Genomic DNA, 25,357 nt, shown 5'->3' with positions numbered 1-25,357 from the left:
GCTTACTTGCCCCAGAACAGCAGGTTGACCATCAGCACCGCGATCACGGTGTAGATCAGCGACAGCGGCGCGCCGATCTTCCACAATTCCTTACCGGTGTAACCGGCCGGGCCGGTGATCATCGAGATCACCGGGTTCGACGCGGTCATGAAATTGTTGGACGCCGACAGCGCCACGATCAGGGCGAACGCGGTCGGGTTGCCGCCCGCGGCCAGGGCCAGGTTGACCGCCAGCGGTACGACCACGATGGTCGCGCCGACATGGCTGATCACCAGGGAAAAGATCGTCGTCAGCAGGCCGATCAGCAGCTCCAGCAGCCACACCGGCGTGCCCGTGGGCAATCGCTCGATGGTGTGGCCGGCGATCCAGGCCGCCGCGCCGCTGGAATCCATGGCCCAGCCCAGCGGGATCAGGCAGGCCATCAGGAACACGGTCTTCCAATTGATCGCCGCGTAGGCCTCGTCGATGTTGATGACGCCGGCGATCAGCATGCCGGCCACACCGGTCATCAGCGCGATCGACACCGGCAGCCGCGACGACAGCGCCAGCAGCATGGCCACGGCGAAGATGGTCAGCGCCAGCTTGAGCTTGTGCGGACGCTGCTCGCCCTTGGGGTAGTCGGTAACGACGACCAGGTCCTTGCTCGCCGCGACATCGGCCAGGTCGGTCCAGATGCTGTGCAGTACCAGCATGTCGCCGGCGCGCAGCGGCACGTTGCGTACGTTCTCGCGCAGCACCTGCTTGTCGCGATTGACCGCGAGCAGGCTCAGGCCGGCCTGCTTGCGCAGGTGCAGGTCGCCGGCGGTCTTGCCGATGTAGCCCGAAGTGGCCGGGATCACCGCTTCGGAGATGCCGGCGCGGCTGGGATTGAACAGGTCGCCGAAGGTGCGCAGGCGCGAGGACAGGCGCAGGAAATGGTTCTGGGCGAAGTCGCTGACGTGCTGCTTGGATCCCATCGCGCCGAGCACGCTGCCGACCCAGATGCGGGTATCGGCCGGCGGCGACAGCCGCGATTCGTTGTCGCTCTTCAGCGCCAGCAGCAGCGGTGCGCCGCGCAGCGCTTCGGCCTCGCCCAGCGACATGCCGACCAGCGGGCTGTCGGCGGTGACGGTGAGCTCGTAGACGTCGCCTTCGATGCCGTAGGCCTTGGCGAAATAGCTCTGGGTGCGCGCCGGGGTCGCGCCCTTGTCGCTGTCGTCCTTGAGCAGCTTGTCGCCGAAGAAGTGGAAATACGCCAGCGAGGCGGCCAGCAGGGCCAGGCCGATCGGCAGCGGCGCGAACATCTTCAGCGGTTCGATCGTGGCCGCGCCCGAGGGCAGGTTGCTGTTGGCGTTGAGCAGCAAGTCGTTGAGCAGGATCAGCGGCGAGTTGCCGACCATGGTCAGGGCGCCGCCCATCACGATCGCCGCGGCGATAGGCAGCAGCAGGCGCGGCAGCGACAGGCCGGTGCGCGAGGACAGGCGCGAGGCGACCGGCATGTACAGCGCCATCACCGACGGGTTCTGCATGAACGAGGAATTGAGGCCGGCGACCGCGGTGGTCAGCAGCAGCAGGCGCTGCTCGACGCCGTGCGCGCGCCGCAGCAGCCAGCCGGCGAGCCGGTTGAGCGCGCCGGTGCGGTCCAGGCCGGCGCCCAGGATCATGGTCGCGATGATGCTGATCACCGCGTTGCCGGAGAAACCGTTGAACAGCTCGTCGGGTTCGACCAGGCCGGACAGGCCCAGCAACACCAGCACCACCAGCGCGACCACGTCGGCGCGGATGCGCTCGAACAGGAACATCGCCATCGTGAAGCCCACCAGCCCGAGTACGAGCTTCATGTCGGTGGTGAGCGTCAGCGCGGTGTCCATGCCGGATCGGTCAGGGCTCGTCAGGTGCGGTCGTAGAGCAGATCCCAGACGCCGTGTCCCAGCTTCTGGCCGCGGGTCTCGAAATGCGTTTGCGGGCGCCAGTCCGGGCGGGGCACCGCGCCGCGCGCTCCGGCGCGGTTGGCGAGGCCCTGGGTCGCGTCCAGAACGTCCCACATCTGTTCGGCATAGTCCTGCCAATCGGTGGCGAGGTGCAAGCGACCGTCGCCGGCGAGCTTGCGCACCAGCAGCTGCGCGAACTCAGGTTGGACCAGACGGCGCTTGTTGTGGCGCTTCTTGTGCCAGGGGTCCGGGAAGTAGATCCGGATCTCGTCCAGCGCGCCGTCGGCGACTTCGTTGTTGAGCACCTCGACCGCGTCGTGGTGATAGAGGCGGACGTGGTCGCTGGCGTCTTCGGCCAGCGCGTTCAACAGGCGGCCGACGCCGGGGGCGTGGACCTCGATGCCGATCAGGTCGCGGTCCCGGTCGTGCCGGGCCGCGAAACGCAGGGCGTCGCCGTTGCCGAAACCGATTTCCATGACGCGTTTGGCGCTGCGGCCGAAGATCGCGTCGTAGTCGCGCGGCGCGCCTTGGTAGTCGATGCCGAAGCGCGGCCACAGTTCGTCGAAGGCGCGCTGCTGGGCCGGGGTGAAGCGGCCCTGGCGCAGCACGAAGCTGCGCACCTGGCGCCGGCCTTCCTCGACCGTGAACGGCTTGGGCGGGGTCTTGGCGCCGTCGCTGGAAAACGGGTCGGTCATCAGCCGATCAAACCGTCGACCGGCGAGGACGCGCTGGCGTAGCGCTTGCGCGGGATGCGTCCGGCCTTGAACGCGGCGCGTCCGGCCTCGACCGCGAGCTTCATCGCATGGGCCATCAGGATCGGATCGCGGGCGCCGGCGATGGCGGTGTTCATCAGTACGCCGTCGCAACCCAGCTCCATCGCGATCGCCGCGTCCGAGGCGGTGCCGACGCCGGCGTCGACGATGATCGGCACCTTCGCGTTCTCGACGATTTCCAGCAGGTTGTACTTGTTCTGCACGCCCAGACCCGAGCCGATCGGCGCGGCCAGCGGCATCACCGCGACGCAGCCGATCTCTTCCAGGCGCTTGGCCAGGATCGGATCGTCGGAGGTGTAGACCATCACGTCGAAACCGTCGCGCACCAGGATCTCGGCCGCGGCCAGGGTCTGGACCACGTCCGGGAACAGGGTGCGCTGGTCGCCCAGCACCTCCAGTTTCACCAGCGTGTGGCCGTCGAGCAGCTCGCGCGCCAGGCGGCAGGTGCGCACCGCGTCGTCGACGTTGTAGCAGCCGGCGGTATTGGGCAGCAGGGTGTAGCGGTCCGGCGGCAGCACGTCGAGCAAGCTGGGCTCGCCGGGGTTCTGGCCGATGTTGGTGCGGCGGATCGCGACGGTGACGATCTCAGCGGCGGCGGCCTCGCTGGCCAGACGGGTTTCGGTCAGGTCTTTGAACTTGCCGGTGCCGGTCAGCAGGCGGGAACGGTAGGACTTGCCGGCGATGACCAGCGGATCTGCAGCGATGGGGGTCGTCATGTGCGGAATTATGAACGATAGCCCGGGGCGCAGGGTGATCGCGGAGCCACTGCGTCAGGGGTTTTTCAGGCCCGCGAGGTGAGCACGCTGGGCTTTGGGGTGGGAATGGCGTGAGTTGCGGCTGGGAGCAGGCGCGGCACGGGCGATCGCGTTGCCGCTTCATGTGGGAGCGGCGTGAGCCGCGATGGCGGGCGGTGTATTTGCCGCGCTTGCCGTGGCATGCGGTGGTAGCCGCGCGGTTTTGCGGAGGGGTGGGCGGGGGGCGATGCGATGCGTCTTAGGCTTGCCGCGTCCTTCGGGCCTTGGCTTTGGGGTAGGAGCGGCGTGAGCCGCGATCGGGGCTTGCGGGGCGCGACACGGGCGATCGCGTTGCCGATTCATGTGGGAGCGGCGTGAGCCGCGATGGGGGCTGCGCGGGCGATGTAGGTCTGGGTTGGGGCGTTGCGCTGTTTCCGGCGTCGTTTCGGTGAGTTGCGCGTTGCCGTCCATGGCGCTACTTACTTGGCTTCGGATCGTCCGGCCCGGCCATCCCTGGCCGGGCGTTCGCCCGGACTGCGCGGCAGTGCCGCGCAAAGCTCGTCCGGGCTCACCCCCCCCCCAACGCATGCACGATTTCGACCTTGTCCCCCGCGCCCAGCGCATGCGCGGCATGCGCGCCGCGCGGGACGATTTCGCCGTTGACCTCGACCGCGACCCGGCGTTCGCCCAGGCCCTCGTCCAGCAGCAGTTGCGCGACCGTGGTCGCGGCCGCGATCGCGCGCGGCTCGCCATTGAGAGTGATGTCCATGCCGGCTATTGTCCCGCGCCGCCCGGCGCTCGGCCAGGGCGGCTGCGGCCACTATGCCGAGGTGGGCCGTCGGCCTGGGGTTTTGCCGCACTGCGCCTTGTATGTCGCAGCGCCGCATGCTTCGATGCCGAGCCATCCGCGGGCGTACTGTCGCACCGCGGCAGACGTTGCGCCCCGATACCTAACGCTTACTCACGATCTCGCAGGGAATCCCATGATCAAACCCGTTCGCACCGTGCTCGCCGCCGCCCTGGCGCTGGCGACCGCGCCGGCCTTCGCCCAGACCTATTCGCAGACGGTCTTCTTCGGCGACAGCCTGACCGACTCCGGCCATTTCCGCCCCGCGCTGATCCAGGCGGTGGGTCCGAACGGCGCCTTGCTCGGTCGTTTCACCACCAACCCGGGCCTGGTCTGGTCGGAGTACCTGGCCGACTACTACGGCACCAATGCGGTCAGCGACAACCAGGGCGGCACCAATTACGCCGTCGGCGGCGCCCGCACCGGCACCAACACCAGCGGCGCACTGGGCCCGATCCCGTCGCTGAACACCCAGGTCACCGGCTACCTCGCCGCCAACGGCGGCCGCGCCGACGCGCGCGCGCTGTACACCGTCTGGGGCGGCGCCAACGACCTGTTCGCGGTCGCCGGCGGCGCCCCGGCCAGCACCATCGGCACCGCCGTCGCCTCGCAGATCGGCGTGGTCGGCGCGCTGACCAACGCCGGCGCCAAGTACATCCTGGTCCCGACCATCCCCGATCTGGGCCTGACCCCGCAGTTCCGCGCCGGCGGCGCCGCCCAACAGGCCGCGGGCACCCAGCTGTCGAGCACCTACAACACCGCCCTGTTCGGCGGCCTGGCCACGGCCGGCTACCGGGTGATCCCGCTCGACACCTTCAACCTGCTGCGCGAGATCACGTCCAACCCGGCGCCGTACGGCATCACCAACGTCACCGGCACCGCCTGCAATCCGCAGATCACGGCGTCCTCGCTGACCTGCAGCCCGCTCAACTACGCCGACCCGACCGCGCCGGACACCTACGCCTTCGCCGACGGCGTGCATCCGTCATCGCGCGCGCACAAGATCCTCGGCGATTACGCCGTGTCGATCCTGGAGGCGCCGCGCCAGATCGCGCTGCTGCCCAATTCCGAAGCCATGGTCGGCCGCTCGCGCGCCGATCGCGTCGCCAATCACCTGGGCGCCAAGCCCGAGGGCGACGGCATGCGCTGGTGGGCCGACGCGCGCGGCGACTTCCAGCGCTACGGCAAGGGCGACAGCTACGACGGCGCCGGTCCCGGCCTCAGCGGCGGCGTCGACTGGACCCGCGGCGACTGGGTGTTCGGCGCATTCGCCGGCTACAGCCGACAGAGCCTGGACTGGGGCCGCAACGGCGGCGAGTTCGACCAGAACGACGCCACCCTGGGCGGCTTCGCGGCCTGGTACGGCGCCAACGCCTGGGTCAACGGCCAGCTGAGCTGGACCAAGGTCGACTACGACACCGACCGCCGCGTCGTGCTCGGTCCGACCAGCCGCGTCCACAGCGGCTCCACCGACGGCCGCAACCTGACCGCCGCGATCAACGCCGGCTGGGAGTTCGGCGAAGGCGCACTGCGCCACGGCCCGGTGATCGGCGTGACCGCCCAGCAGATCGACGTCGACGGCTTCAAGGAAAGCGATCCGGCCCTGGCCACCTCGCTGGCCTACGGCGATCAGAACTACGACTCGCTGATCGGCAGCGCCGGCTGGCAGGTGAGCTATGCGATCAACGACCACCTCAAGCCCTACGCCCGCCTGACCTACGACCACGAGTTCGAGGACGCCGACAAGGAAGTGTTCGCGCGCCTGCAGTCGATGCCCGGCACCGCGCCGTACGCGGTTCCCGGCCACGACTTCGACCAGAGCTACGGCACCTTGCTGATCGGCGCGCGCACCCAGCTGTTCGGGCTCGACGCCAACCTCGGCACCAGCGTCACCGTGGGCCAGGCCGGCGGCAACCACGCCACCGTGTTCGCGACCATCGGCGCCGGCTTCTAAGCATCGGCGCAGGCACCACGCCGCGCGGGCCCGCAACGGGTCCGCGCGGTTTGCCAACCCGCAAGGGCGCGCATAGACTTCGCCGCATGCGGGTGTAGTTCAATGGTAGAACTGCAGCTTCCCAAGCTGCTAGCGTGGGTTCGATTCCCATCACCCGCTCCATATCGAGACGGCGGCACGTCCCAGCGGACGGCCGCTGTTTTTTCTTGAGGGCGACCTCGGCGCAGCGGAGACGCGATGGCAGCTCGTATCGTGCTCGGTTGGCGGGAGTGGGTGGCGTTGCCCGGCCTGGGCGTCGCCGCGCTGCGCGCGAAGATCGACAGCGGCGCGCGCAGTTCGTCCCTGCACGTCGACGCGCAATGGCAGTTCAGCGACGCCGGGACGCCCTGGGTCGGCTTCCGGTTCAGCCCGGGTGCGGTCGGCGCCGGCACGGTCGAATGCCAGGCCCCGATTCACGACATCCGCGACGTCACCGACTCCGGCGGCCACCGCACCCAGCGCCTGTTCGTGCGCACCGGCCTGCGCCTGGCCGGGGTCGAACGCGAAATTGAAATAAACCTCACGGATCGTCGCGGCATGCGATTCCCGATGCTGCTCGGGCGCACCGCGATGGCGCGCGTGTTCACGGTCGACCCCGCACGCTCGTTCCTGCACGGCAAAGCCGCCCCTATTCCGGATACCCCCTCGCCATGAAGCTCGCGATCCTGTCGCGCAACACCAAGCTCTATTCGACCCGGCGTCTGGTCGAGGCCGCGCGCCAGCACGGCCACAGCGTGCGCGTGCTGGACCCGCTGCGCTGCTACATGCGCATCGCCTCCGACGGTTTCGAGATGCATTACAAGGGCCGTGAGATCTCCGGCTACCACGCGGTGATCCCGCGCGTCGGCGCCTCGATCACCCGCTACGGTTCGGCGGTGCTGCGCCAGTTCGAGCTGATGGGCACCTACACCCCGAATTCGTCCGACGCGATCCTGCGCGCGCGCGACAAGCTGCGCAGCCACCAGCTGCTCGCTGCCGAGGGCATCGGCCTGCCGGCGACGGTGTTCGGCGATAACCCCGACGACACCGCCGACCTGCTGTCGATGCTCGGCCCGCCGCCGCACGTGATCAAGCTCAACGAAGGCACCCAGGGCGCCGGGGTGATGCTGACCGAGAAGCTGTCGGCCTCGCGCGGCGTGATCGAGGCGCTGCGCGGCCTGTACGCCAACTTCCTGGTGCAGGAGTTCATCGAGGAAGCCAAGGGTGCCGATCTGCGCTGCTTCGTGGTCGGCGGCAAGGTGGTCGCGACGATGAAGCGGCAGGCGCCGAAGGGCGACTTCCGCTCCAACCTGCATCGCGGCGGCACCGCCAAGGGCGTCAAGGCCAGCTTCGCCGAACAGGACGTGGCGATCCGCGCCGCGCGCGTGCTCGGCCTGGGCGTGGCCGGCGTCGATCTGATCCGCTCCGATCGAGGGCCGCTGGTGCTGGAGGTCAACGCCTCGCCCGGCCTGGAGGGGATCGAGGAGGCCAGCGGCGTGGACGTGGCCGGCGAGGTCATCGCCTACGTCGCCGCCAGCATGAAGCGGCGTGCGGCCCGACGGGCGGCGGCGAAGAAATAGTGACGGACCGCTCATTTTGAGGATTTGCCACGATCTGCCGCGAACGCCCGCCAATCGGCAGATTCGTCGGCCATCGGGCCCTGCCGGACGTCCTGGGCTTTGCCAGCGGCGCCAGCGTGGACCTGAACAAACTGCGATTTCGAGTTGCTGTTAACAAAAACATAACAAGCGTTTTAACAGCTGTTTAATCGATTTCCGCGTAGCGTGTCCGGACCGCAGCACTGCCGCTCTTCCAAGTCAGCGATCTGGTCGAAGCAGGTTACGGTAATCGGGGCAATACCCTTTTGGCCCAGGCGCGGTGGCCCCGCGCTTGGGCCTTTGTTTGCCCGGTGCGGCCCGTCATGAACGAGTGAGAAGCGCATGGCGCGGGCTCTGGCAGAATCATGAACTACGCCGCCTCGTCTTCACTATCGCCGCCGCGGGTCGCCGCCACAGAGTCAGGAACCTTGCAGCGACTGCAGGGTCGAAGGCACAAACAGGAAGGTCCAATGCGCATACTCGTAATCGAAGACAATCAGGACATCGCCGCCAACCTGGGCGACTTTCTCGAAGACCGCGGCCATACCGTGGACTTCGCCGCCGACGGCATCACCGGATTGCACCTGGCGGTGGTGCACGACTTCGACGCGATCGTGCTCGATCTGAACCTGCCCGGCCTGGACGGCCTGGAGGTCTGCCGCAAGCTGCGCAACGAAGCGCGCAAGCAGACCCCGGTGCTGATGCTGACCGCGCGCGACAGCCTCGACAACAAGCTCGCCGGCTTCGATTCCGGCGCCGACGATTATCTGATCAAGCCGTTCGCGCTGCAGGAAGTCGAGGTGCGCCTGAACGCGCTCTCGCGCCGCGGCCGTGGCGTGCAGACGCGCGTGCTCAACGCCGCCGATCTGGAATACAACCTGGACACGTTGGAAGTGCGTCGCCAGGGCAAGCTGCTGCAGCTCAACCCGACCGCGCTGAAGATCCTGCAGGCGCTGATGGAAGCCTCGCCGGCGGTGGTCACGCGCCAGGAACTGGAAACCCGGGTCTGGGGCGAAGAGCTGCCGGACTCCGACAGCCTGCGCGTGCACATCCACGGCCTGCGCGCGGTGGTCGACAAGCCCTTCGAAACGCCGCTGATCCAGACCCGTCACGGCATCGGCTACCGCATCGCGGCCCCCGAGAACGGTTGATCGCGTGGCGACAGGGGAATCGCCCGCGCCCGAACGGCGCAAGAAGCGGGTTCGTTACCGGCGGCGCCTGCGCAGCCGCATCATCCTGTCTTTCGTCCTGCTCGGCTTCGGGCTGACGACCTTGTTCGCGTTCGCGACCAACTGGACCCGGACCCGGGTCGAGAACGCGCTGGTCGAAGACGTGATGAACCGCAACATCAGCCAGTTCGCGTTGCAGTTCGAGAAGGATCCGAAGAATCCTGAATTCGCGGTCGATCAGATCCGCGCGTTCGTCTACACCCAGGACAAGTTCGATTCGGTGCGGCTCAACCGGCCGGAGTGGTCCGAACTCAAGGACGGCATCCACGGCCTGCGCGGCCAGGACGAGAACGGCGAGTCGTTCGCCTACAAGCTCGCGGTGCGCAAGACCCCGAAGGCCTGGTTCTTCCTCGCCTACGACATGAGTTCGACCACGCGCGGCGAAATGCAGTTCAACCGCGCGATCTACGGCTCGGTGCTGGTGTTCACCCTGCTGTCGCTGCTGGTCGGCTGGTGGGCGGCCTCGCGCGTGATGAGCCCGGTGTCGGAACTGGCGCGGCGCCTGCGCCTGTCCGGCCGCGCCTCGCAGCCGGAAGGCCTGGCCACGCATTTCCCCGACGACGAGGTCGGCGAGCTGGCCAAGGCCCTGGACGACTACGCCGAGCGCCTGACCGACGTGGTCCAGCGCGACCGCGAGTTCAACGCCGACGTCAGCCACGAACTGCGCACGCCGCTGGCGGTGATCAAGGGCGCGGTCGAGCTGTTGCTGACGCGCTCGGACCTGGACGAGAAGACCCGCATCCGCCTGGCCCGCATCCAGCGCGCCGAACAGCAGTGCACCGATCTGATCAGCGCCTTGCTGCTGTTGTCGCGCAACGAACGCGGCCACGGCGCGACCGACATCGCGCGCCTGTCCGAGCAACTGCTGGAAGCGCACCGCGCCCAGCTGGCCGGCAAGCCGCTGGACCTGCGCGTGGAAGGCGAACGCGGCCTGACCGTAGATGCGCCGGAGGCCGCGGTCGCGGTCGCGCTGGGCAACCTGATCGGCAACGCGGTCAAGTACACGACCCAGGGCGAAGTGATCGTGCGCCTGCATCCGACCTGGGTGGAAGTGATCGATTCCGGTCCCGGCCTCAGCGCCGAGGACGCGGCCAAGCTGTTCGAGCGCGGTTACCGCGGCACCCACGCCGGCCATTCGCAGGGCGGCGGCATCGGTCTGTCGATCGTGCGCCGGCTGTGCGAGCTCTACGGATGGGACGTGCGGGTCAAGCCGGGCGAGCGCAAGGGCGTGGTGGCGACGCTGCGGTTCGACGGCTCGATGAACCGGTTGGGCTGACTGCCGCGTGGCGGCGCCGGCTGTGCGCTGGCGCCGCGGGTTCGTTCCTGCAATGGAATCTGTTTCCCCGCTTCATGCGTAGCGGGGAAACTCCGGCGCGGTCGCGCCGCGCGATCAATCGACGCGTTCGAGCCAGCCGTACTTGTCCGGCGTCTTGCCGTTGAACAGGCCGAAGAACAGCTCCTGCATGTGCTGGGTCACCGGGCCGGGCTTGCCGGCGCCGACCTGGCGGCCGTCGACCGAACGGATCGGGGTGATCTCGGCGGCGGTGCCGCACATGAACAACTCGTCGCACAGGTACAGGTATTCGCGCGGCAGGTCGCGCTCGACCACCGTGTAGCCGGCGTCGCGGGCCAGGGTGATGATGGTGTTGCGGGTGATGCCGTTGAGCAGGGCGGCGCTGACCGGGGTGGTGTGCAGGGCGCCGTCGAAGACCAGGAACAGGTTCTCGCCCGCGCCCTCGGACAGCAGGCCGGTCGAGGCCAGGGCGATGCCTTCGCCGAAGCCCAGGCGACGCGCTTCGCGCGCGACCAGCTGGCCCGACAGGTAGTTGCCGCCGGCCTTGGCGCCGGCCGGAATGGTGTTCGGAGCGAAGCGCTGCCAGCTCGACACGCAGGCGTCGATGCCCTGCTCGAGCACGCTCGCGCCCAGGTACTGACCCATCTTCCAGGTCGCCACCGCCATGTCGGTCGGGGTGTCGGCGGACAGGCCGAAACCGCCCAGGCCGCGATAGGCGACCGGACGCAGGTAGTCGGTGGTGTAGTCGTTGGCCTTGAGCACGTCGCGGCAGGCCCGGTTGACCTGGTCCAGCGTGTACGGCATCGGCATGTCGTAGATCTTGGCCGAGGCGAACAGACGCGTGTTGTGCTCGCTCAGGCGGAAGATCATCGGCCCGTTCGGGGTGTCGTAGCTGCGGATGCCTTCGAACACCGACGAACCGTAATGCAGCGCATGCGACATCACATGGGTGGTGGCTTCGGCCCAGCGCTTGATCGCGCCGTTGTGCCAGATCCATTCGGGGTAGTTCATGCCGGCTTCCGTGGGGGAGAAACCGCTATTGTGCCCTGAAGGCGCGACCGGACCCATCCGCACGTTCCGGCACGCTCCGGCCGCGGCGGTTCAGCCCTTGATCCACCAGCAGCCGAAATGCCGGATCAGCCCGAACACGGTGTGCGAGGGCGTGCTGCCGTTGGACAGGGTCTGCTCGACGCGCAGCGCCACCGGGGTGCGGCGGACGCTGGTCTGCGGGTAGTAGTCGGGATCGGGTGGGACGGGGGTGAGCTCCGAGCCGGGTTCGGCATCGGCCGGCGCCGCATCGTCGCTGGCGACGACCCAGGTGGGCTCGGATGGCGGGACAGGCGGCGTGGCCGGTGTCGACATCACCGGCACGATGTCGACCAGGGGCCGCCGGGCGATCGCGTCCAGCCGCTCCAGCACCGAATAACCGGTGCTGCCGGACATGCCGGTCCAGTGGTAGACCCCGGCCAGGCGATTGGCGTCGTGGCTCTCGATCGCGCTGGTCATCTGGAACACCAGGTCCTGCAGGTTGCGCGCGCAGCCGCCGCGGTAGCCGCGGTCGCTGCTCTTGGCGCCGGCCGCCGCGGCCGGGGTGCGCGGCAGGCTGTCGGCGCTGCCGATGTCCTCGCAGCGACGGTCGGTGAACACCGCCGCGCCGTCCGCTCCGACGCAGCGCCGGATCTGCGCCTGCGCCGCCCGCGGCCACAGCGACGCCGCGATCAGCAGCAGGACTAGGGCGCAGAAACGGACGTACCAAGGCATCGCCGCAGCGTAGCGCCGGTGCCGGGTGGGCGACAGTGCGAAGGTCGCAGTCCGTTCATCCGCCGTACGCGTAGCGCGCACGGCGGCGCATCAACCCAGGCGCGAGACCACGCTCAGCGTCGGCTTGGACAGATTCAGGGTGTAGAAATGCAGGCCCGGCGCGCCGCCTTCGATCAGGCGCCGGCACAGCTGCGCGACCACGTCGGCGCCGAACTCGCGCAGGCTGTCGGCGTCGTCGCCGTAGGCCATCATGCGCTGCTGGATCCAGCGCGGGATTTCGGCGCCGCACAGGTCGGAAAAACGGTGCAGCTGGCTGAAGTTGGCGATCGGCATGATGCCCGGCACGATCGGAATGTCGATCCCGGCCGCGCGCACGTCGTCGACGAAACGGAAGTAGGCGTCGGCGTTGTAGAAGTACTGGGTGATCGCGCCGTTGGCGCCGGCGCGGACCTTGCGCTTGAAATTTTCCAGGTCGCTGTGGGCGTCGCGCGCCTGCGGGTGCATTTCCGGATACGCCGCGACTTCGATGTGGAAGTGGTCGCCGGTTTCGGCGCGGATGAACTCGACCAGTTCGTTGGCGTAGCGCAGGTCGCCGGCGCTGGCCATGCCCGAGGGCAGATCGCCGCGCAGGGTGACCAGGCGGCGGCAGCCGATATCGCGGTACTGGCTCAGCAGCTGGCGGATTTCGGCGCGGGTGCCGCCGACGCAGGACAGGTGCGGCGCGGCGTCCAGGCTGTGGGTTTCGCGCAGGTGGCGCACGGTGTCCGGGGTGTAGCTCAGGGTCGAGCCGCCGGCGCCGAAGGTGCAGGACACGTAGTGCGGCTTGCGCGCCTTGAGCTTGGCCGCGGTCTTGTCCAGCTGCGCGCGCTGCTCGTCGGTCTTGGGCGGGTAGAACTCGAAACTGATCGGCAGCATGGGCGAGGGACGCGCGACGGAGTGGCGTCCATGGTATCGCTTCATCGCGATGAAATAAAACGTAATCCGTTCAGCCCTTGATCGCCGCGCCCGCCGGCCCAAACCTGCCCCTTAGACCCGTCTCAGCGCACACGGTGACCCCGCATGTCCGAACAAGTACTCGATAACCCGATCTGGGAATCCCTGGCCAGCCGGCACCGGCCGCTGGCCTTGCGCGAGGGGCAGGCCGCGCGTTATCCGGCGCAGGTGGCGCCGTTCCTGGGCGTGCCGCAGGCCGGCCTGGAGGCACATACCGCGCTGCAGGCGCTGGTCCCGGCCGGCGATACCGCGCTGGTGCTGGGGCGCGCGCCGACGGTGTCCGCGGCCTGGCAGCTGACCCATCTGGCCGATCTGGCGCAGATGATCTGCGACCGCCCGGTGGCTGCGGTCGAAGGCCCGGAGATCGTGCCGCTGGACGAGAGCCGGCGCGAGGACGTGCTGGCCCTGACCGCTCTGGTGTATCCGCATTATTTCCGCCCGCGCACCATGGACCTGGGCCGCTACTTCGGCATCTACCAGGACGGCCGGCTCGCGGCCATGATCGGCGAGCGCATGGGCACGGATGCGTACACCGAGATCAGCGCGGTCTGCACGCATCCGGATTTCAACGGCCGCGGCTACGCGCGCCGGCTGCTGGTGTTCCTGTCCAACGACAACCATGCGCGCGGGCGGATCCCGTTCCTGCACGTGAGCCAGGAGAATCCGCGTGCGATCGCCCTGTACGAGCAGAACGGCTATCGACTGCGGCGCGAGATACCGTTCTGGTCGCTGCGTCGCGCGGACGGGTAGGGCGCGATAGTCAGCGCATTGCCTTGATGCGACGGACGATGCGCCGCGCCGGTGCATCGCCGCATCCCACGGGACCGAGGCTTTGGGGTAGGAGCGGCGTAAGCCGCGACCGCGCCGCTATGCCACCTTCCGCAATCGCGGCTCACGCCGCTCCCACAGGAAGCCGGTGCGCCTGTCGTGCGCCCGTCGCCATCGCCTCGACGCCGCAGCCCGTCCGCAAAAGAAAACGGGCGCCGTAGCGCCCGTTCCCGTCTTGCATCGCAGCGGCCTGGCGGCCGCCGTCGATCAGTAGCGGTAGTGATCCGGCTTGTACGGACCGTCGGCCGAGACGCCGAGGTAGGCGGCCTGCTCGTCGGTCAGACGGGTCAGCTTCACGCCGATCTTTTCCAGGTGCAGACGCGCGACTTCCTCGTCCAGCTTCTTCGGCAGGATGTAGACCTTCGGCTCGTAGCTGTCCTTGTTCGCCCACAGGTCGATCTGGGCCAGGGTCTGGTTCGAGAACGAGTTCGACATCACGAAGCTCGGGTGGCCGGTGGCGCAACCCAGGTTGACCAGGCGGCCTTCGGCCAGCAGGAAGATCGAGTTGCCGTTCTTGAAGGTGTACTTGTCGACCTGCGGCTTGATGTTGAGCTTGGTCGCGCCCGAGGCGTTCAGCGCATCGACCTGGATCTCGTTGTCGAAGTGGCCGATGTTGCAGACGATGGCCTGATCCTTCATCTGCGACATGTGCTCGAGCGTCAGCACGTCCTTGTTGCCGGTGGTGGTGACGTAGATGTCGCCGCGGCCGAGGGTGCTCTCGACGGTGTTGACCTCGAAGCCTTCCATCGCCGCCTGCAGGGCGTTGATCGGGTCGATTTCGGTGACCACGACGCGGGCGCCGTAAGCGCGCAGCGAATGGGCCGAGCCCTTGCCGACGTCGCCGTAGCCGCACACGACCGCGACCTTGCCGGCCAGCATCACGTCCATCGCGCGCTTGAGGCCGTCGGCCAGCGACTCGCGGCAGCCGTACAGGTTGTCGAACTTGGACTTGGTGACCGAGTCATTGACGTTGATCGCCGGGACCAGCAGGGTGCCGGCTTCGGCCAGCTGGTACAGGCGGTGCACGCCGGTGGTGGTCTCTTCCGAGACGCCCTTCCAGTCCTTGACCACGGTATGCCAGAAGCCCGGACGTTCCTTGGCGACGCGCTTGAGCAGGTTCTTGATGATCTGCTCTTCGTGCGAGGACGCCGGCTCGTCGACCCACTTGGAGCCGTTCTCGAGCTCGTAGCCCTTGTGGATCAGCAGGGTCACGTCGCCGCCGTCGTCGACGACCAGCTCCGGGCCCTTGTTGCCCGGGAAGGTCAGCGCGTCGAGCGTGCAGTCCCAGTATTCCTCCAGGGTTTCGCCCTTCCAGGCGAACACCGGGGTGCCGGTGGCCGCGATCGCGGCGGCGGCGTGGTCCTGGGTCGAGAAGATGTTGCACGAGGCCCAGCGCACGTCGGCGCCGAGATCCTTCAGGGTCTCGATCAGGACCGCGGTCTGGATGGTCATGTGCAGCGAACCGGTCACGCGCACGCCCTTGAGCGACTGCGAGGCGGCGTACTTCTTGCGGATCGACATCAGGCCCGGCATTTCATGCTCGGCGATGTCGAGTTCCTTGCGGCCCCAATCGGCCAGCGAGATGTCGGCGACCTTGTAATCGCCGTCGGTGGAGAAGGTCTTGGCTACAGCGTTCATTGTTTAGCTCCGATTTTTGGGGTCTGCCGCGTCGAGACCGGCATGGGGCCGGAAAGCGCGGTGACCGCGGACATCGGGCGCCGTTACGTTTGGAATCCGCCAAGCCTGGCCGCGCTCTTGCGTCGCGGTCGCAGCGCCCCTCGGCGAACCGGCAGAATTGTACCGGTAGTCGCCGCCGGAAGCCGCTATCCTCGACCCTTGGGGAGGGCTCCGGCCCGGCCCCGTTCATCGACGGACCGCCGCCGGCAGGGGATCCACGCCGTGGCCGCGGCCGTTTCCGCCATCACTACGCAAGCGGATCGCCCATGAAGAAGCCCTTACGGCCTCGTTGTGTTTCCCTGGCCCTGGTTGCCAGCCTGATCGCCAGCCTGATCGCGGGCGTGTCGCTCGCGCCTGCCGCCGCGTTCGCGGCCGCGCCTGCCGCCGCGTTCGCGGCCGCGCCTGCCAAGCCCGCCGCTGCCGCCGACAGCGGCTACCGCCTGCCGCCGCCCGCGCTGCAGGCCCTGGTCGACGCCCCGCGCCCGCCGCAGCTGATGCTGAGCCCGCGCCGCGACCTGGCGGCGATGATGCAGGTGCCCAGCCTGCCCGGCATCGACGTGGTCGCGCAGCCCGAACTCAAGCTCGCCGGCCTGCGCATCAACCCGCGCACGTACGCGCAAAGCCGGTTCAGTTTCGGCACCGATCTGTGGCTGCTGGATATCGCGACCGGCAAGGACATCCGTCTGCAGGGTCTGCCGCAGCCGTTGGCCCTGGCCAGCGTCAGCTGGTCGCCGGACCAGAGCCAGATCGCGTTCAACCACATCGACGCCAAGACCGGCGCCAACGAACTGTGGGTGGTCGATGTGGCCGCGCGCAGCGCGCGCCGGCTGATCGCGCAACCGCTCAACACCGTCAGCGGCCGCGGTTACACCTGGATGCCCGACAGCCGCCGCCTGCTGGTGCAATTGCAGCCCGAAAACCAGGGCGCGCCGCCGGCGTCCGACGGCATCCCGACCGGCCCGGCCACGCAACAGACCCTGGGCGGCGGCACGGTGCGCCAACTGCGCACCTTCCAGGATCTGCTCAAGAACGAGAACGACGCGCGCCTGTTCGCGCATTACCTGCGCTCGCAGCCGGCCCTGATCGACCTGACCGGCAAGCTCGCCAAGGTCGGGCTGCCGGATCTCTACCAATCGCTGGCGCCGTCGCCGGACGGCAAGCTGCTGCTCGCGCAGCGGATCGAGCGGCCGTTCTCCTACGTGGTGCCGTCGTTCTATTTCCCGCGCCGGATCGAAGTGCTGGCGTTGGACGGCAAGCTGGTCTACGAAATCGCCAAGCTGCCGCTGTTCGAGGGCCTGCCCACCGGCAACGACGCCGTGCCCACCGGCGTGCGTTCCATCGGCTGGCGCGGCGACGCGCCGGCGACCCTGGTCTGGGCCGAGGCGCAGGACGGCGGCGATCCGGCCAAGCAGGTCGCGATTCGCGACGCGGTGCTGATGCAGGCCGCGCCGTTCGAGAAGCCGCCGGTGACCCTGGCGCAGCTGGGCACGCGCGTGTCCGACATCGAATGGGGCCGCGGCGACCTGGCGCTGATCAGCGAGTCCTGGTGGAAGACCCGCCAGACCAAGCAGTGGCGCGTGGCGCCGGACGACGTCGGCCGCGAGCCGCAGCTGGTGTTCGAAGGTTCCTATGAGGACCGCTACAACGACCCCGGCACGCCGGCCACCGAAAGCGACGCGGCCGGCAATCCGCGCCTGATCCTGGACGGCGACAGCGTGTTCCTGATCGGCGACGGCGCCTCGTCCGAGGGCGACCGTCCGTTCGTGGACAAGCTGAACCTGGCCGACGGCAAGAAGACCCGGCTGTTCCACTCGCAGGCGCCGTACTACGAGTACCCGCGCGCGCTGCTCGACAACACCGGCACGCGCGCCGTCACCACGCGCGAATCGCCGACCGAGCCGACCAACTACTACATCCGCGACCTGGCCCGGGCCGACGCCGCGCCGACCGCGCTGACCCGCTTCCCGCATCCCACGCCGCAGCTCAAGGACGTCAAGAAGGAGCAGATCCGCTACAGCCGCGCCGACGGCGTCGAACTTACCGGCACGCTCTATCTGCCGCCCAAGTACGAACCCAAGCGCGACGGCCCGCTGCCGCTGCTGATGTGGGCCTATCCGCAGGAATTCAAATCCGCCAGCGCCGCCAGCCAGGTCACCGACTCGCCGTACCGCTTCAACGCGGTCGGCTACTGGGGCCCGCAGGCGTTCCTGGCGATGGGCTACGCCGTGCTCGACGACCCCTCGATGCCGATCGTCGGCGAGGGCGACAAGGAACCCAACGACACCTATCTGCAGCAGCTCACCGCCAGCGCCCAGGCCGCGGTGGACGAAGTCGTGCGGCGCGGCGTCGCCGACCGCGAACGGATCGCGATCGGCGGTCATTCCTACGGCGCCTTCATGACCGCCAACCTGCTCGCGCATACGCGGCTGTTCAAGGCCGGCATCGCCCGCAGCGGCGCCTACAACCGCACCCTCACGCCGTTCGGTTTCCAGGCCGAGGAGCGCAACTACTGGCAGGCGCAGGGCACCTACGACACCATGTCGCCGTTCAACTTCGCCGACAAGATCAAGGATCCAATACTGCTGATCCACGGCGAACAGGACAACAACTCCGGCACCTACCCGATCCAGAGCGAACGCATGTACGCCGCGATCAAGGGTCTGGGCGGCAATGCGCGCCTGGTGATGCTGCCGAACGAAGCGCATGGCTACCGCGCGCGCGAGTCGATCCTGCACATGCTGGCCGAGTCGAACGACTGGCTGGAGCGGTATGTGAAGAATGTCCAGCCCGCGATAAGCCGTGAATGACATAGAACCGGGCGCCTTCACGGCGCCCGGTTCGCTTTGGGGCGTAGGCGACGGACGGCCGCACAGATCGCCGCGTACGCCGTGCGCTGGCGATGAGGTCGCGGTGAAGCAGCGTCAAGGTTCGTGGGCGGGATGGTGAGCCGTCACGGCGGCTTGCGTGAGCGGCATGGCTGGCGAAACGACTAGCGGAATGACGAACGGAATAGTCAGCGCGTCTTTCCAGGATCGTTGGGGTTGTGTGCTTGCTGTTGCGTTTGCGTGCGTTGGCGCTCCAGCTCCTGGTCGATCGTCTGGTTTGCGGCCGCGAGCTTCTGGTCGGACTGTTCCACCGGCGTCTTGAGCGCCTGTTCCGACGCAACGAACGCGCGTTTGTGGGCAGGGTCGTCGAGCTTGCCCTCGACCGCGAAGATATTGCCGTTGTTGGCGGCCACGACGTGATCCACGCGGCCGAGCGCATTGGCCGACGCCGACACGTTCGCACCCGGGTACCGGCCGCGAGGGTCCTTCGACTCGGCCAGCAAGGCGCGGCTGATCCGCTCGCTGCCTTCGTCGTAAGGCTTGCCGATCTGCGCATCGAGCTTGCGCACGCCATCGCGGATCTGCAGCAGCATCGAATGGTCGCGATGGCCGGGGTTGTCCGGACCCGCCGGCGCCGGCTTGGTAGCCGCTTGCGCCGGCGCCGGCGCGGTCAGTTGCGGGAACTCGGCGCGCACGGCGCGTTCCTGCGCTTGCACGCGCGAGGCCATGCTCGGCAGCACGGCTTCGGTCATCAGGTGGCGGGTGATGCCTTCTCCGCCCTGCGTATAAGCGCCGCGAGCGAAGCGCTCGGTCTGCACCAGGTCGCTCGGATTGAGGTGGCTCATCACGCCGGCCGCGCCGCCGGCGGCGGCGCCCGCGCCGGCGCCAAGCATCGGCGTGCGGCCGCCGGCATCCAAGGCCAGGTCCGCTGAAGCACCGGGCCCGGCGATGACCGAGCGCTGCGTATCTTCGACCACTGCCTGCACCCGCTCCAGATCGACCACGCGCGCGGACGCCGCGGCTCGGATCGAGCTCGCATCCTGAGTCGCCTCGGCGCGCGCCTGTGCGGCTTCGCCGCGATTGCGCGCGTGCGCCTCGACGCCGCCGCGCTTGATGCCGTCGGCGTGGTCGTGCGCCCAGCGCTGGACGTTGTCGGGCAGCACGTCCAAGCCGCTGATGTGGCGCAGCACGCCCGCCGCCGCTTGCGCGCCACGCAGTTGCGCCTGGCCCTGCGCCGTGTCGACGATCGCCTCGGCGTGGCCGGCCGCAAGCCGTACCTGCGCCGCGGCCTCGCCGCCGATGCGCACGCTGCCCTGCGCCGTCGCGTGCGAGACGTGGGACACGACATCGGCGAAATCGGCCGCGTTCGCGCTCGACATGCGCATGACGTTGCCGGCGCCGTCCAGGCCGTGCGCGGCGGCGCGCCCGGAGGTCGCCGTCAGTTCGCCGACTTCGCGGCCCGCGTGCGCGCCCAGCAAAGTGAGGTGTGCGGTTTCGAGCACCGGCTTGGCGAAGTTGGAGATTTCGGTGAGCGTCAATTGCTGCTCCCGATCGACCAGACGGCCGTTGTTCCATACCTTTACGTCGTCCAAGGGCACCACCTTGCCCGCTGCGAGCGGCAGGTCGCGCAGCATCTGGCGGGTGTCGCCCTCGGCGAGTTCCTTGACGAACTCGCGGGCCGCGGGACGGGCGTGCTCCGGCAGCATGGCGTAGAGCTTGGAACTCAGCAGCCGCTGGCCCTCGGGCACGCTCCGCAACAGGTCGCAACTTTCCTTGAGCACGCCGGCCAGCTGCGCGCGATGGTAGGCGTCGAGACGGTCGATATTGTGCTGGACACCGTCGTTGAGCAGCTCGCCGCGGATCTGGTAGGCGGTGACGGTGCGGTGGGTGTCGTGGACCTGCACACCGGGATGTTCGCGAGCGAAGCGCGCGGCGGTTTCCGGGTGCAGGCCGGCGGCGTTGAAGGTGGTGGCCGGACGACCGGTGACGGCCGACATGGCGGATGCGTTACCTCCGCCGAGGGAGTGTCCGGCGTATTCGGCGATGAGGCCGCTGTTTTCCACAAACAACGCCAACTGCATCGAGCGGTCGTAATAGTCGCTCCTTAATCCGATTGACTGCGGGAAATTGTTGGCGATGAAGTCCTCGGGGCCGGTGGCATGCAACTTGCCGTCCGGGCCCGCTACTTCGCCGGCCGAACCCTTCGGCACGATCACTGGTATGTAGCCTGGGCCCAGGATCTTCGGGTCGGGCAGGTAGATTTCGGCGCGAAAGCCGGAGTCGTCGGGCTTGAGATAGTCGAGCAACTGCCTGTCGGTCAGGTGCGCAAGATCCGGCGCAGCCTGCCGCAGCATATCGAGATTCTCGCTGGCGCGAGTCCATCCGGCCGGTGGATGCTTGCCTTCTTCTGGAGCCAAGCTCCCCATCGCCGACCAGTACGTGTCCTGGACCTGGAGCAGGTTAGGGTGCGGACCCGAGTGGCCGCTCCGTTCTTCCATGCAGCCAGGCCGGGGTCGCGCGCGATGCGTTGCCGAGCGCGTCCACGACGCAGCAGGCGGTGGCGCGCGGTCGCCAGGCGTAGCCGCGCGCATGCTGCCCGCTGCCTGGCGGAACCCCATAAAAAAAGGCCGCTTTCGCGGCCTTTTTTTATGATGCGGAGATGCTGGGCTTACTTCTTCAGCCCGGCGTCCTTACGCAGATCGTCGGCCCGGTCGGTCTTTTCCCACGAGAACGCGGTCGCGGTGTGCTTCTTGCCGGCGGCGTCGACGTAGCTGACTTCCTTGGGCTTGCGGCCGAAGTGGCCGTAGGCCGCGGTCAGCTGGTAGACCGGGTGGATCAGGTCGAGCATCTTGACGATGCCGTACGGGCGCAGGTCGAAGTGCTTGCGGATCAGCTTCTCGATCTTGTCGTCGCTGATCTTGCCGGTGCCGAAGGTGGTGACCGAGATCGAGGTCGGCTCGGCGACGCCGATCGCGTAGGACACCTGCACTTCGCAGCGATCGGCCAGGCCGGCGGCGACGATGTTCTTGGCGACGTAGCGCGCGGCGTACGCGGCCGAGCGGTCGACCTTGGACGGATCCTTACCCGAGAACGCGCCGCCGCCGTGACGGGCCATGCCGCCGTAGCTGTCGACGATGATCTTGCGGCCGGTCAGGCCGCAGTCGCCGACCGGGCCGCCGATCACGAAGATGCCGGTCGGGTTGATGTGGACCTTGTTCTTGGGCAGCTTCTCGAGCCACGCCTTGGGCAGCACCGGCTTGAGGATGTGCTCGTACACGCCCTCGACCAGGTCCTTCTGCTTCACGCCCGGATCGTGCTGGGTCGACAGGACCACGGCGTCGAGGCCGGCGACCTGGTGCTTGTCGTCGTAGCGCAGGGTGACCTGCGACTTGGCGTCCGGACGCAGCCACGGCAGCTTGGAATTCTTCTGCTTGCGGACCTTGGCCTGCTGCTCGACCAGACGGTGCGAGTAGTAGATCGGCGCCGGCATGAACTCCGGAGCTTCGTTGCAGGCGTAGCCGAACATCAGGCCCTGGTCGCCCGCGCCCTGTTCTTCCGGCTTCTTGCGGTCCACGCCGGCGGCGATGTCCGGCGACTGCTTGCCGAGCATGTTGATGATCGCGCAAGTGTGGCCGTCGAAGCCGACGTTGGAATTGTTGTAGCCGATGTCGTTGATCACCTTGCGCGCCAGCGACTCGATGTCGACCCAGGCCGAGGTGGTGACTTCGCCGGCGACGATCGCCGCGCCGGTCTTGACCATGGTCTCGCAGGCCACGCGCGCGCGCTTGTCCTGGGCCAGGATCGCGTCCAGCACCGCATCGGAAATCTGGTCGGCGATCTTGTCCGGATGGCCTTCGGACACGGACTCGGAAGTGAACAGGTAGCTGGACATCAGGCGAATATCCTTCGATTCGGATAAAAAGATGGCCGCCCATGATACAGGCTCGGGCGGTTCGGCGCATTGTGCCCATTTCCGATGTTGATGGGTCGTTAAGCGGCCGCCGCAGGAAACGGCTGTCACATGGCTGAAGCGTCGGCGCCATCGGACTGTCGCCGGGGCGGCCCAGGCTGCGCGGCATAACGCCGCCAGCGCGACGCCAGCCATGCTGCAACTCGAACGACGCCTGCAAGAACGCTTCCCGCAGTGGTTCCGGGGCCGCCGGGCACGGTTGGCCCGGCCGCTGCTGCGGACCATCGGCCGCTGGTCGAAGTTTGACGCCGTAGACGGCTTCCTGGCCGAGAACGGCCACCTACGCGGCTTCGCCTTCGTCAGCGCCGGCCTGGAGTTCCTGCAAGCCCGCTACACCGCCGACCCGGCCGAGAAGCAGCGCATCCCGGCCAGCGGCCGCCTGCTGGTGGTCGCCAACCACCCCTCCGGGGCGATCGACGCGCTGGCCCTGCTGGACCTTGTGGGCAGTGTGCGCAGCGACGTGCGCATCGTCGCCAACGACCTGCTGCAGGCGCTGGACGGCCTGGACGGGCTGATCCTGCCGGTGAAGATTCTCGGCGGCCGACCCAGCGCCGAGAGCCTGCAGGCGATCGAGGCGGCGCTGGAGGCCGAGCAGTGCGTGATCGTGTTCCCGGCCGGCGAAGTCGCGCGGCTGGGCCTGCGCGGCGTCACCGACGGGCGCTGGCGCCGCGGTTTCCTGCGTTTCGCCCGCAAGACCGGAGCGCCGGTGCTGCCGGTGCGGATCGAGGCGCGCAATTCGGCTTTGTTCTACGGCGCCTCGGCCCTGTTCAAGCCGGCCGGCACTGCGCTGCTGGCGCGCGAAATGTTCGCGCGCGGCGCACGCCGGATCGCCCTGCGCATCGGCCGCCCGCTGACCCTGCCGGCCGACGCCGATCCCAACCGCCTGCTGCGCGAGGTCCGGCGCGAGCTGCACGCGATCGGCACGGTGCGCGAACGGCCGGCGCCGGAAGGCCCGGAGCCGCTGATCGACGCGGTCGATGCGGACGCGCTGCGCGTCGAGGTCGCCGCGCTGACCTCGCTGGGCCAGACCTTCGACGGCAAGCAGATCCGGGTCGGCCGCCTCCAGGCCGGTTCCAAGCTGCTGCGCGAAATCGGCCGCCTGCGCGAACTGACCTTCCGCGCGGTCGGCGAGGGCACCGGGCGGCGCCTGGATGTGGACCTCTACGACAGCTGGTACGAGCACATCGTGCTGTGGGACGCGGCGGCTTCGAAGATCGCCGGCGCCTACCGCATCGCGCGCGGCGCTCAGGTGCTGGCCGAACGCGGCCTGGCCGGGCTCTACACCGCCTCGCTGTTTCGCTACGCCGACGACACCGTGCCGCGTCTGGCCCAGGGCATGGAGCTGGGCCGCAGCTTCGTCGCCCCCGATTACTGGGGCAGCCGCAGCATCGACTACCTGTGGCAGGGCATCGGCGCCTACCTCGCGCGCCATCGCAACGTGCGCTATCTGTACGGCCCGGTCTCGATCAGCGCCGCGCTGCCGCCGGCGGCGCGCGAGCAGATCGTCGCCTACTACGCGCGCTACTACGGCGCCGGCGAGGGCGCGGCGGTGTCCAGGCAGCCCTTCGCCTACCGCGCGGCGCCGCCGCAGTTCGACGAACTCGACGCCGGCACCGCGTTCCGGGTGCTGCGGGGCAACCTGGACGCGCTCGGCGCGACCCTGCCCATGCTCTACAAGCAATACACCGAACTGTGCGAGCCGGGCGGGGCACGGTTCCTCGCCTTCGGCGTGGACCCGGCCTTCAGCGACGCGGTCGACGGCCTGATCGAGGTCGATCTGGAACGCGTGCGGCCGAAGAAGCGCGAACGCTATCTGAGCGTGGTCGATCCGGCGGCCGAAGCGGCCGCGTCGCGCCACGACGATGCTTCCGTCGCCAGCGAGAGCCGCGTATGAGCCCGTCGATCGCACAACTGCCACCGCGCCGCCGTGCCGTGTTCCTGTCGGACGTGCACCTGGGCGCCAAACACTGCCACGCCGCGGAACTGGCCGAGTTCCTGGGCAACCTGCGCTGCGACCGTCTGTACCTGGTTGGCGATATCGTCGACCTGTGGTGGATGGCGCAGCGGCGCATGAGTTGGGGCGCGGCCCAGTACCGGGTGATCGAAGCCCTGCATGCGCTGCGCCGCGCCGGCACCGAACTGATCTACGTGCCCGGCAACCACGATCGCCCGATCCGCCGCTTCTGCGGCCTGGCGCTGCCGCGCATGTCGATCCGCCGCCGCACCATCCACGTCGCCGCCGACGGCCGCCGCCTGCTGGTCACCCACGGCGACGACTACGACGGCGTCACCCATTTCGGCGGCCTGCAAGAGCGCTTCGGCGACTGGCTCTACTACCGCATCCTCACCGGCAACCAGATGCTGAACCGGGTGCGCCGCCGCTTCGGGCTGCGCTACTGGTCGCTGTCGGAGTTCCTCAAGCGCCAGAGCGGCGCGGCCGAGCGCTACATCGCGCGCTTCGTCCAGGCCGGCATGGACGACGCACGCCGGCGCGGCCTGGACGGAGTGATCTGCGGCCATATCCACCGACCGGGCCTGTTCGAGCGCGATGGCTGCGTCTACGCCAACGACGGCGACTGGGTCGAAAACCTGACTGCGCTGGCCGAAGATCCCGACGGCAGCCTGCGCCTGCTCTCGCACACCGGCGAAACCCTGGCGATGCTGCCCTCGCGCGAACCGCGCCAGTTGCCGTCGGCGTTGCCGCAAGCGGCTTGAGCCGCAGCCGCCGGGCTTCGGTTCGGGAGCGACGCGAGTCGCAGTCGTCGATGTTCGCGAAGTCCGCGCGGCTACGAGCCGGTGGGTCCCAGCCATCTGCATGAACGCGCCCGCATTGCGTCCACTGCTGGCGAGAGCGCTCGCGCGCTATGGCTTCGAGCGGCGTGGCGCCTGTGGCCCGCATTCGCCATCCGCCCGCCTCGCCGAAGGGGAGGGAAGGCTGGCGGTGGC

The 25,357-nt window shown here is 68.6% G+C and carries 19 protein-coding genes, 1 tRNA gene and 1 riboswitch; of the genes, 10 read left to right on the top strand and 10 right to left on the bottom strand.

Translation table 11 applies throughout. The features are described 5' to 3' along the window. Positions 1 to 2 precede the first annotated feature (2 nt). From ASE10_RS04325 to thiS, 4 genes are all read right to left on the bottom strand, one after another. Entirely contained in the window at positions 3 to 1,850 is a 1,848-nt protein-coding gene (locus ASE10_RS04325) for an SLC13 family permease (RefSeq protein WP_055903708.1), read from the bottom strand. 20 nt (positions 1,851 to 1,870) lie between these two features. Further along, complete coding sequence (gene trmB, locus ASE10_RS04320) at positions 1,871 to 2,605, bottom strand: tRNA (guanosine(46)-N7)-methyltransferase TrmB (RefSeq protein WP_055903704.1); 735 nt, start codon at positions 2,603 to 2,605, stop codon at positions 1,871 to 1,873. Next, complete coding sequence (locus ASE10_RS04315; RefSeq protein WP_055903701.1) at positions 2,605 to 3,399, bottom strand: thiazole synthase; 795 nt, start codon at positions 3,397 to 3,399, stop codon at positions 2,605 to 2,607. Before ASE10_RS04315 ends, trmB begins: the two co-directional genes overlap by 1 nt. A gap of 586 nt (positions 3,400 to 3,985) precedes the next feature. Continuing rightward, positions 3,986 to 4,186, bottom strand: coding sequence for a sulfur carrier protein ThiS (gene thiS, locus ASE10_RS04310; protein WP_055903698.1), 201 nt, complete (start codon positions 4,184 to 4,186; stop codon positions 3,986 to 3,988). A 214-nt stretch (positions 4,187 to 4,400) separates the two neighbouring features. Between thiS and ASE10_RS04305 the strand changes: the two genes are divergently transcribed. The 6 genes from ASE10_RS04305 (at position 4,401) to ASE10_RS04280 (ending at position 10,339) form a co-directional block, all read left to right on the top strand. Continuing rightward, positions 4,401 to 6,218 carry an autotransporter domain-containing esterase gene (locus ASE10_RS04305; protein WP_055903695.1) on the top strand — a complete coding sequence of 606 codons (1,818 nt, stop codon included), beginning with the start codon at positions 4,401 to 4,403 and terminating at the stop codon, positions 6,216 to 6,218. Between the two features lie 88 nt (positions 6,219 to 6,306). Beyond that, positions 6,307 to 6,380 (top strand) — tRNA-Gly (locus tag ASE10_RS04300). Positions 6,381 to 6,455: 75 nt separating this feature from the next. Continuing rightward, positions 6,456 to 6,911: a RimK/LysX family protein gene (locus ASE10_RS04295; protein WP_055903692.1), complete on the top strand. Its 456-nt coding sequence runs from the start codon at positions 6,456 to 6,458 to the stop codon at positions 6,909 to 6,911. Next, the gene (rimK, locus tag ASE10_RS04290) at positions 6,908 to 7,816 is read left to right on the top strand and encodes a 30S ribosomal protein S6--L-glutamate ligase (RefSeq protein WP_055903690.1); all 909 of its coding nucleotides are present in this window, start codon (positions 6,908 to 6,910) and stop codon (positions 7,814 to 7,816) included. Before ASE10_RS04295 ends, rimK begins: the two co-directional genes overlap by 4 nt. Before the next feature lie 488 nt (positions 7,817 to 8,304). After that, on the top strand, positions 8,305 to 8,985 hold the full coding sequence (locus tag ASE10_RS04285; RefSeq protein ID WP_055903688.1) for a response regulator transcription factor: 681 nt from the start codon (positions 8,305 to 8,307) through the stop codon (positions 8,983 to 8,985). A gap of 4 nt (positions 8,986 to 8,989) precedes the next feature. Next, a complete protein-coding gene (locus ASE10_RS04280; protein ID WP_055903685.1) occupies positions 8,990 to 10,339 on the top strand; it encodes a HAMP domain-containing sensor histidine kinase in 1,350 nt (449 codons plus the stop codon). 114 nt (positions 10,340 to 10,453) lie between these two features. Here the strand turns inward: ASE10_RS04280 and ASE10_RS04275 are convergent, their stop codons facing one another. From ASE10_RS04275 to metF, 3 genes are all read right to left on the bottom strand, one after another. Next, entirely contained in the window at positions 10,454 to 11,368 is a 915-nt protein-coding gene (locus ASE10_RS04275) for a branched-chain amino acid transaminase (RefSeq protein ID WP_055903682.1), read from the bottom strand. Positions 11,369 to 11,458: 90 nt separating this feature from the next. Then, positions 11,459 to 12,118 (bottom strand): hypothetical protein, encoded by a 660-nt coding sequence (locus tag ASE10_RS04270; RefSeq protein ID WP_056304970.1) that lies wholly within the window; start codon positions 12,116 to 12,118, stop codon positions 11,459 to 11,461. A gap of 90 nt (positions 12,119 to 12,208) precedes the next feature. After that, a complete protein-coding gene (gene metF, locus ASE10_RS04265; RefSeq protein WP_056304972.1) occupies positions 12,209 to 13,033 on the bottom strand; it encodes a methylenetetrahydrofolate reductase [NAD(P)H] in 825 nt (274 codons plus the stop codon). A gap of 144 nt (positions 13,034 to 13,177) precedes the next feature. Between metF and ASE10_RS04260 the strand changes: the two genes are divergently transcribed. Beyond that, positions 13,178 to 13,861, top strand: coding sequence for a GNAT family N-acetyltransferase (locus ASE10_RS04260; RefSeq protein ID WP_055903674.1), 684 nt, complete (start codon positions 13,178 to 13,180; stop codon positions 13,859 to 13,861). A 285-nt stretch (positions 13,862 to 14,146) separates the two neighbouring features. Here the strand turns inward: ASE10_RS04260 and ahcY are convergent, their stop codons facing one another. After that, positions 14,147 to 15,577 (bottom strand): adenosylhomocysteinase, encoded by a 1,431-nt coding sequence (gene ahcY, locus ASE10_RS04255; protein ID WP_055903671.1) that lies wholly within the window; start codon positions 15,575 to 15,577, stop codon positions 14,147 to 14,149. A 68-nt stretch (positions 15,578 to 15,645) separates the two neighbouring features. Beyond that, a riboswitch (S-adenosyl-L-homocysteine riboswitch) is annotated at positions 15,646 to 15,725 on the bottom strand. Positions 15,726 to 15,882: 157 nt separating this feature from the next. Between ahcY and ASE10_RS04250 the strand changes: the two genes are divergently transcribed. Further along, entirely contained in the window at positions 15,883 to 18,423 is a 2,541-nt protein-coding gene (locus tag ASE10_RS04250; RefSeq protein WP_082559692.1) for a prolyl oligopeptidase family serine peptidase, read from the top strand. Positions 18,424 to 18,629: 206 nt separating this feature from the next. Here ASE10_RS04250 and ASE10_RS04245 read toward each other — a convergent pair whose 3' ends face one another. Next, positions 18,630 to 20,795, bottom strand: coding sequence for an XVIPCD domain-containing protein (locus ASE10_RS04245; RefSeq protein ID WP_056304974.1), 2,166 nt, complete (start codon positions 20,793 to 20,795; stop codon positions 18,630 to 18,632). Positions 20,796 to 21,109: 314 nt separating this feature from the next. Beyond that, positions 21,110 to 22,333: a methionine adenosyltransferase gene (gene metK, locus ASE10_RS04240; protein ID WP_055903663.1), complete on the bottom strand. Its 1,224-nt coding sequence runs from the start codon at positions 22,331 to 22,333 to the stop codon at positions 21,110 to 21,112. Positions 22,334 to 22,544: 211 nt separating this feature from the next. On the opposite strand from metK, the gene ASE10_RS04235 reads away from it, so the two are divergent. Both ASE10_RS04235 and ASE10_RS04230 read left to right on the top strand, forming a co-directional pair. Further along, on the top strand, positions 22,545 to 24,305 hold the full coding sequence (locus tag ASE10_RS04235) for a GNAT family N-acyltransferase (RefSeq protein ID WP_055903660.1): 1,761 nt from the start codon (positions 22,545 to 22,547) through the stop codon (positions 24,303 to 24,305). Continuing rightward, on the top strand, positions 24,302 to 25,126 hold the full coding sequence (locus ASE10_RS04230; RefSeq protein WP_055903656.1) for a UDP-2,3-diacylglucosamine diphosphatase: 825 nt from the start codon (positions 24,302 to 24,304) through the stop codon (positions 25,124 to 25,126). Before ASE10_RS04235 ends, ASE10_RS04230 begins: the two co-directional genes overlap by 4 nt. Positions 25,127 to 25,357: the final 231 nt, after the last annotated feature.

The organism is Lysobacter sp. Root76 (genome assembly GCF_001428685.1).
GTDB lineage: Bacteria > Pseudomonadota > Gammaproteobacteria > Xanthomonadales > Xanthomonadaceae > Lysobacter.
This window is presented reverse-complemented; position numbering and strand designations above follow the sequence as displayed.

Coding starts and splice junctions, on each gene's coding strand:
- ASE10_RS04325 (WP_055903708.1), bottom strand. CDS start 1,850: ATGGACACCGCGCTGACGCTCACCACCGACATGAAGCTCGTACTCGGG.
- trmB (WP_055903704.1), bottom strand. CDS start 2,605: ATGACCGACCCGTTTTCCAGCGACGGCGCCAAGACCCCGCCCAAGCCG.
- ASE10_RS04315 (WP_055903701.1), bottom strand. CDS start 3,399: ATGACGACCCCCATCGCTGCAGATCCGCTGGTCATCGCCGGCAAGTCC.
- thiS (WP_055903698.1), bottom strand. CDS start 4,186: ATGGACATCACTCTCAATGGCGAGCCGCGCGCGATCGCGGCCGCGACC.
- ASE10_RS04305 (WP_055903695.1), top strand. CDS start 4,401: ATGATCAAACCCGTTCGCACCGTGCTCGCCGCCGCCCTGGCGCTGGCG.
- ASE10_RS04295 (WP_055903692.1), top strand. CDS start 6,456: ATGGCAGCTCGTATCGTGCTCGGTTGGCGGGAGTGGGTGGCGTTGCCC.
- rimK (WP_055903690.1), top strand. CDS start 6,908: ATGAAGCTCGCGATCCTGTCGCGCAACACCAAGCTCTATTCGACCCGG.
- ASE10_RS04285 (WP_055903688.1), top strand. CDS start 8,305: ATGCGCATACTCGTAATCGAAGACAATCAGGACATCGCCGCCAACCTG.
- ASE10_RS04275 (WP_055903682.1), bottom strand. CDS start 11,368: ATGAACTACCCCGAATGGATCTGGCACAACGGCGCGATCAAGCGCTGG.
- ASE10_RS04270 (WP_056304970.1), bottom strand. CDS start 12,118: ATGCCTTGGTACGTCCGTTTCTGCGCCCTAGTCCTGCTGCTGATCGCG.
- metF (WP_056304972.1), bottom strand. CDS start 13,033: ATGCTGCCGATCAGTTTCGAGTTCTACCCGCCCAAGACCGACGAGCAG.
- ASE10_RS04260 (WP_055903674.1), top strand. CDS start 13,178: ATGTCCGAACAAGTACTCGATAACCCGATCTGGGAATCCCTGGCCAGC.
- ahcY (WP_055903671.1), bottom strand. CDS start 15,577: ATGAACGCTGTAGCCAAGACCTTCTCCACCGACGGCGATTACAAGGTC.
- ASE10_RS04250 (WP_082559692.1), top strand. CDS start 15,883: ATGAAGAAGCCCTTACGGCCTCGTTGTGTTTCCCTGGCCCTGGTTGCC.
- ASE10_RS04245 (WP_056304974.1), bottom strand. CDS start 20,795: ATGCTGCGGCAGGCTGCGCCGGATCTTGCGCACCTGACCGACAGGCAG.
- metK (WP_055903663.1), bottom strand. CDS start 22,333: ATGTCCAGCTACCTGTTCACTTCCGAGTCCGTGTCCGAAGGCCATCCG.
- ASE10_RS04235 (WP_055903660.1), top strand. CDS start 22,545: ATGCTGCAACTCGAACGACGCCTGCAAGAACGCTTCCCGCAGTGGTTC.
- ASE10_RS04230 (WP_055903656.1), top strand. CDS start 24,302: ATGAGCCCGTCGATCGCACAACTGCCACCGCGCCGCCGTGCCGTGTTC.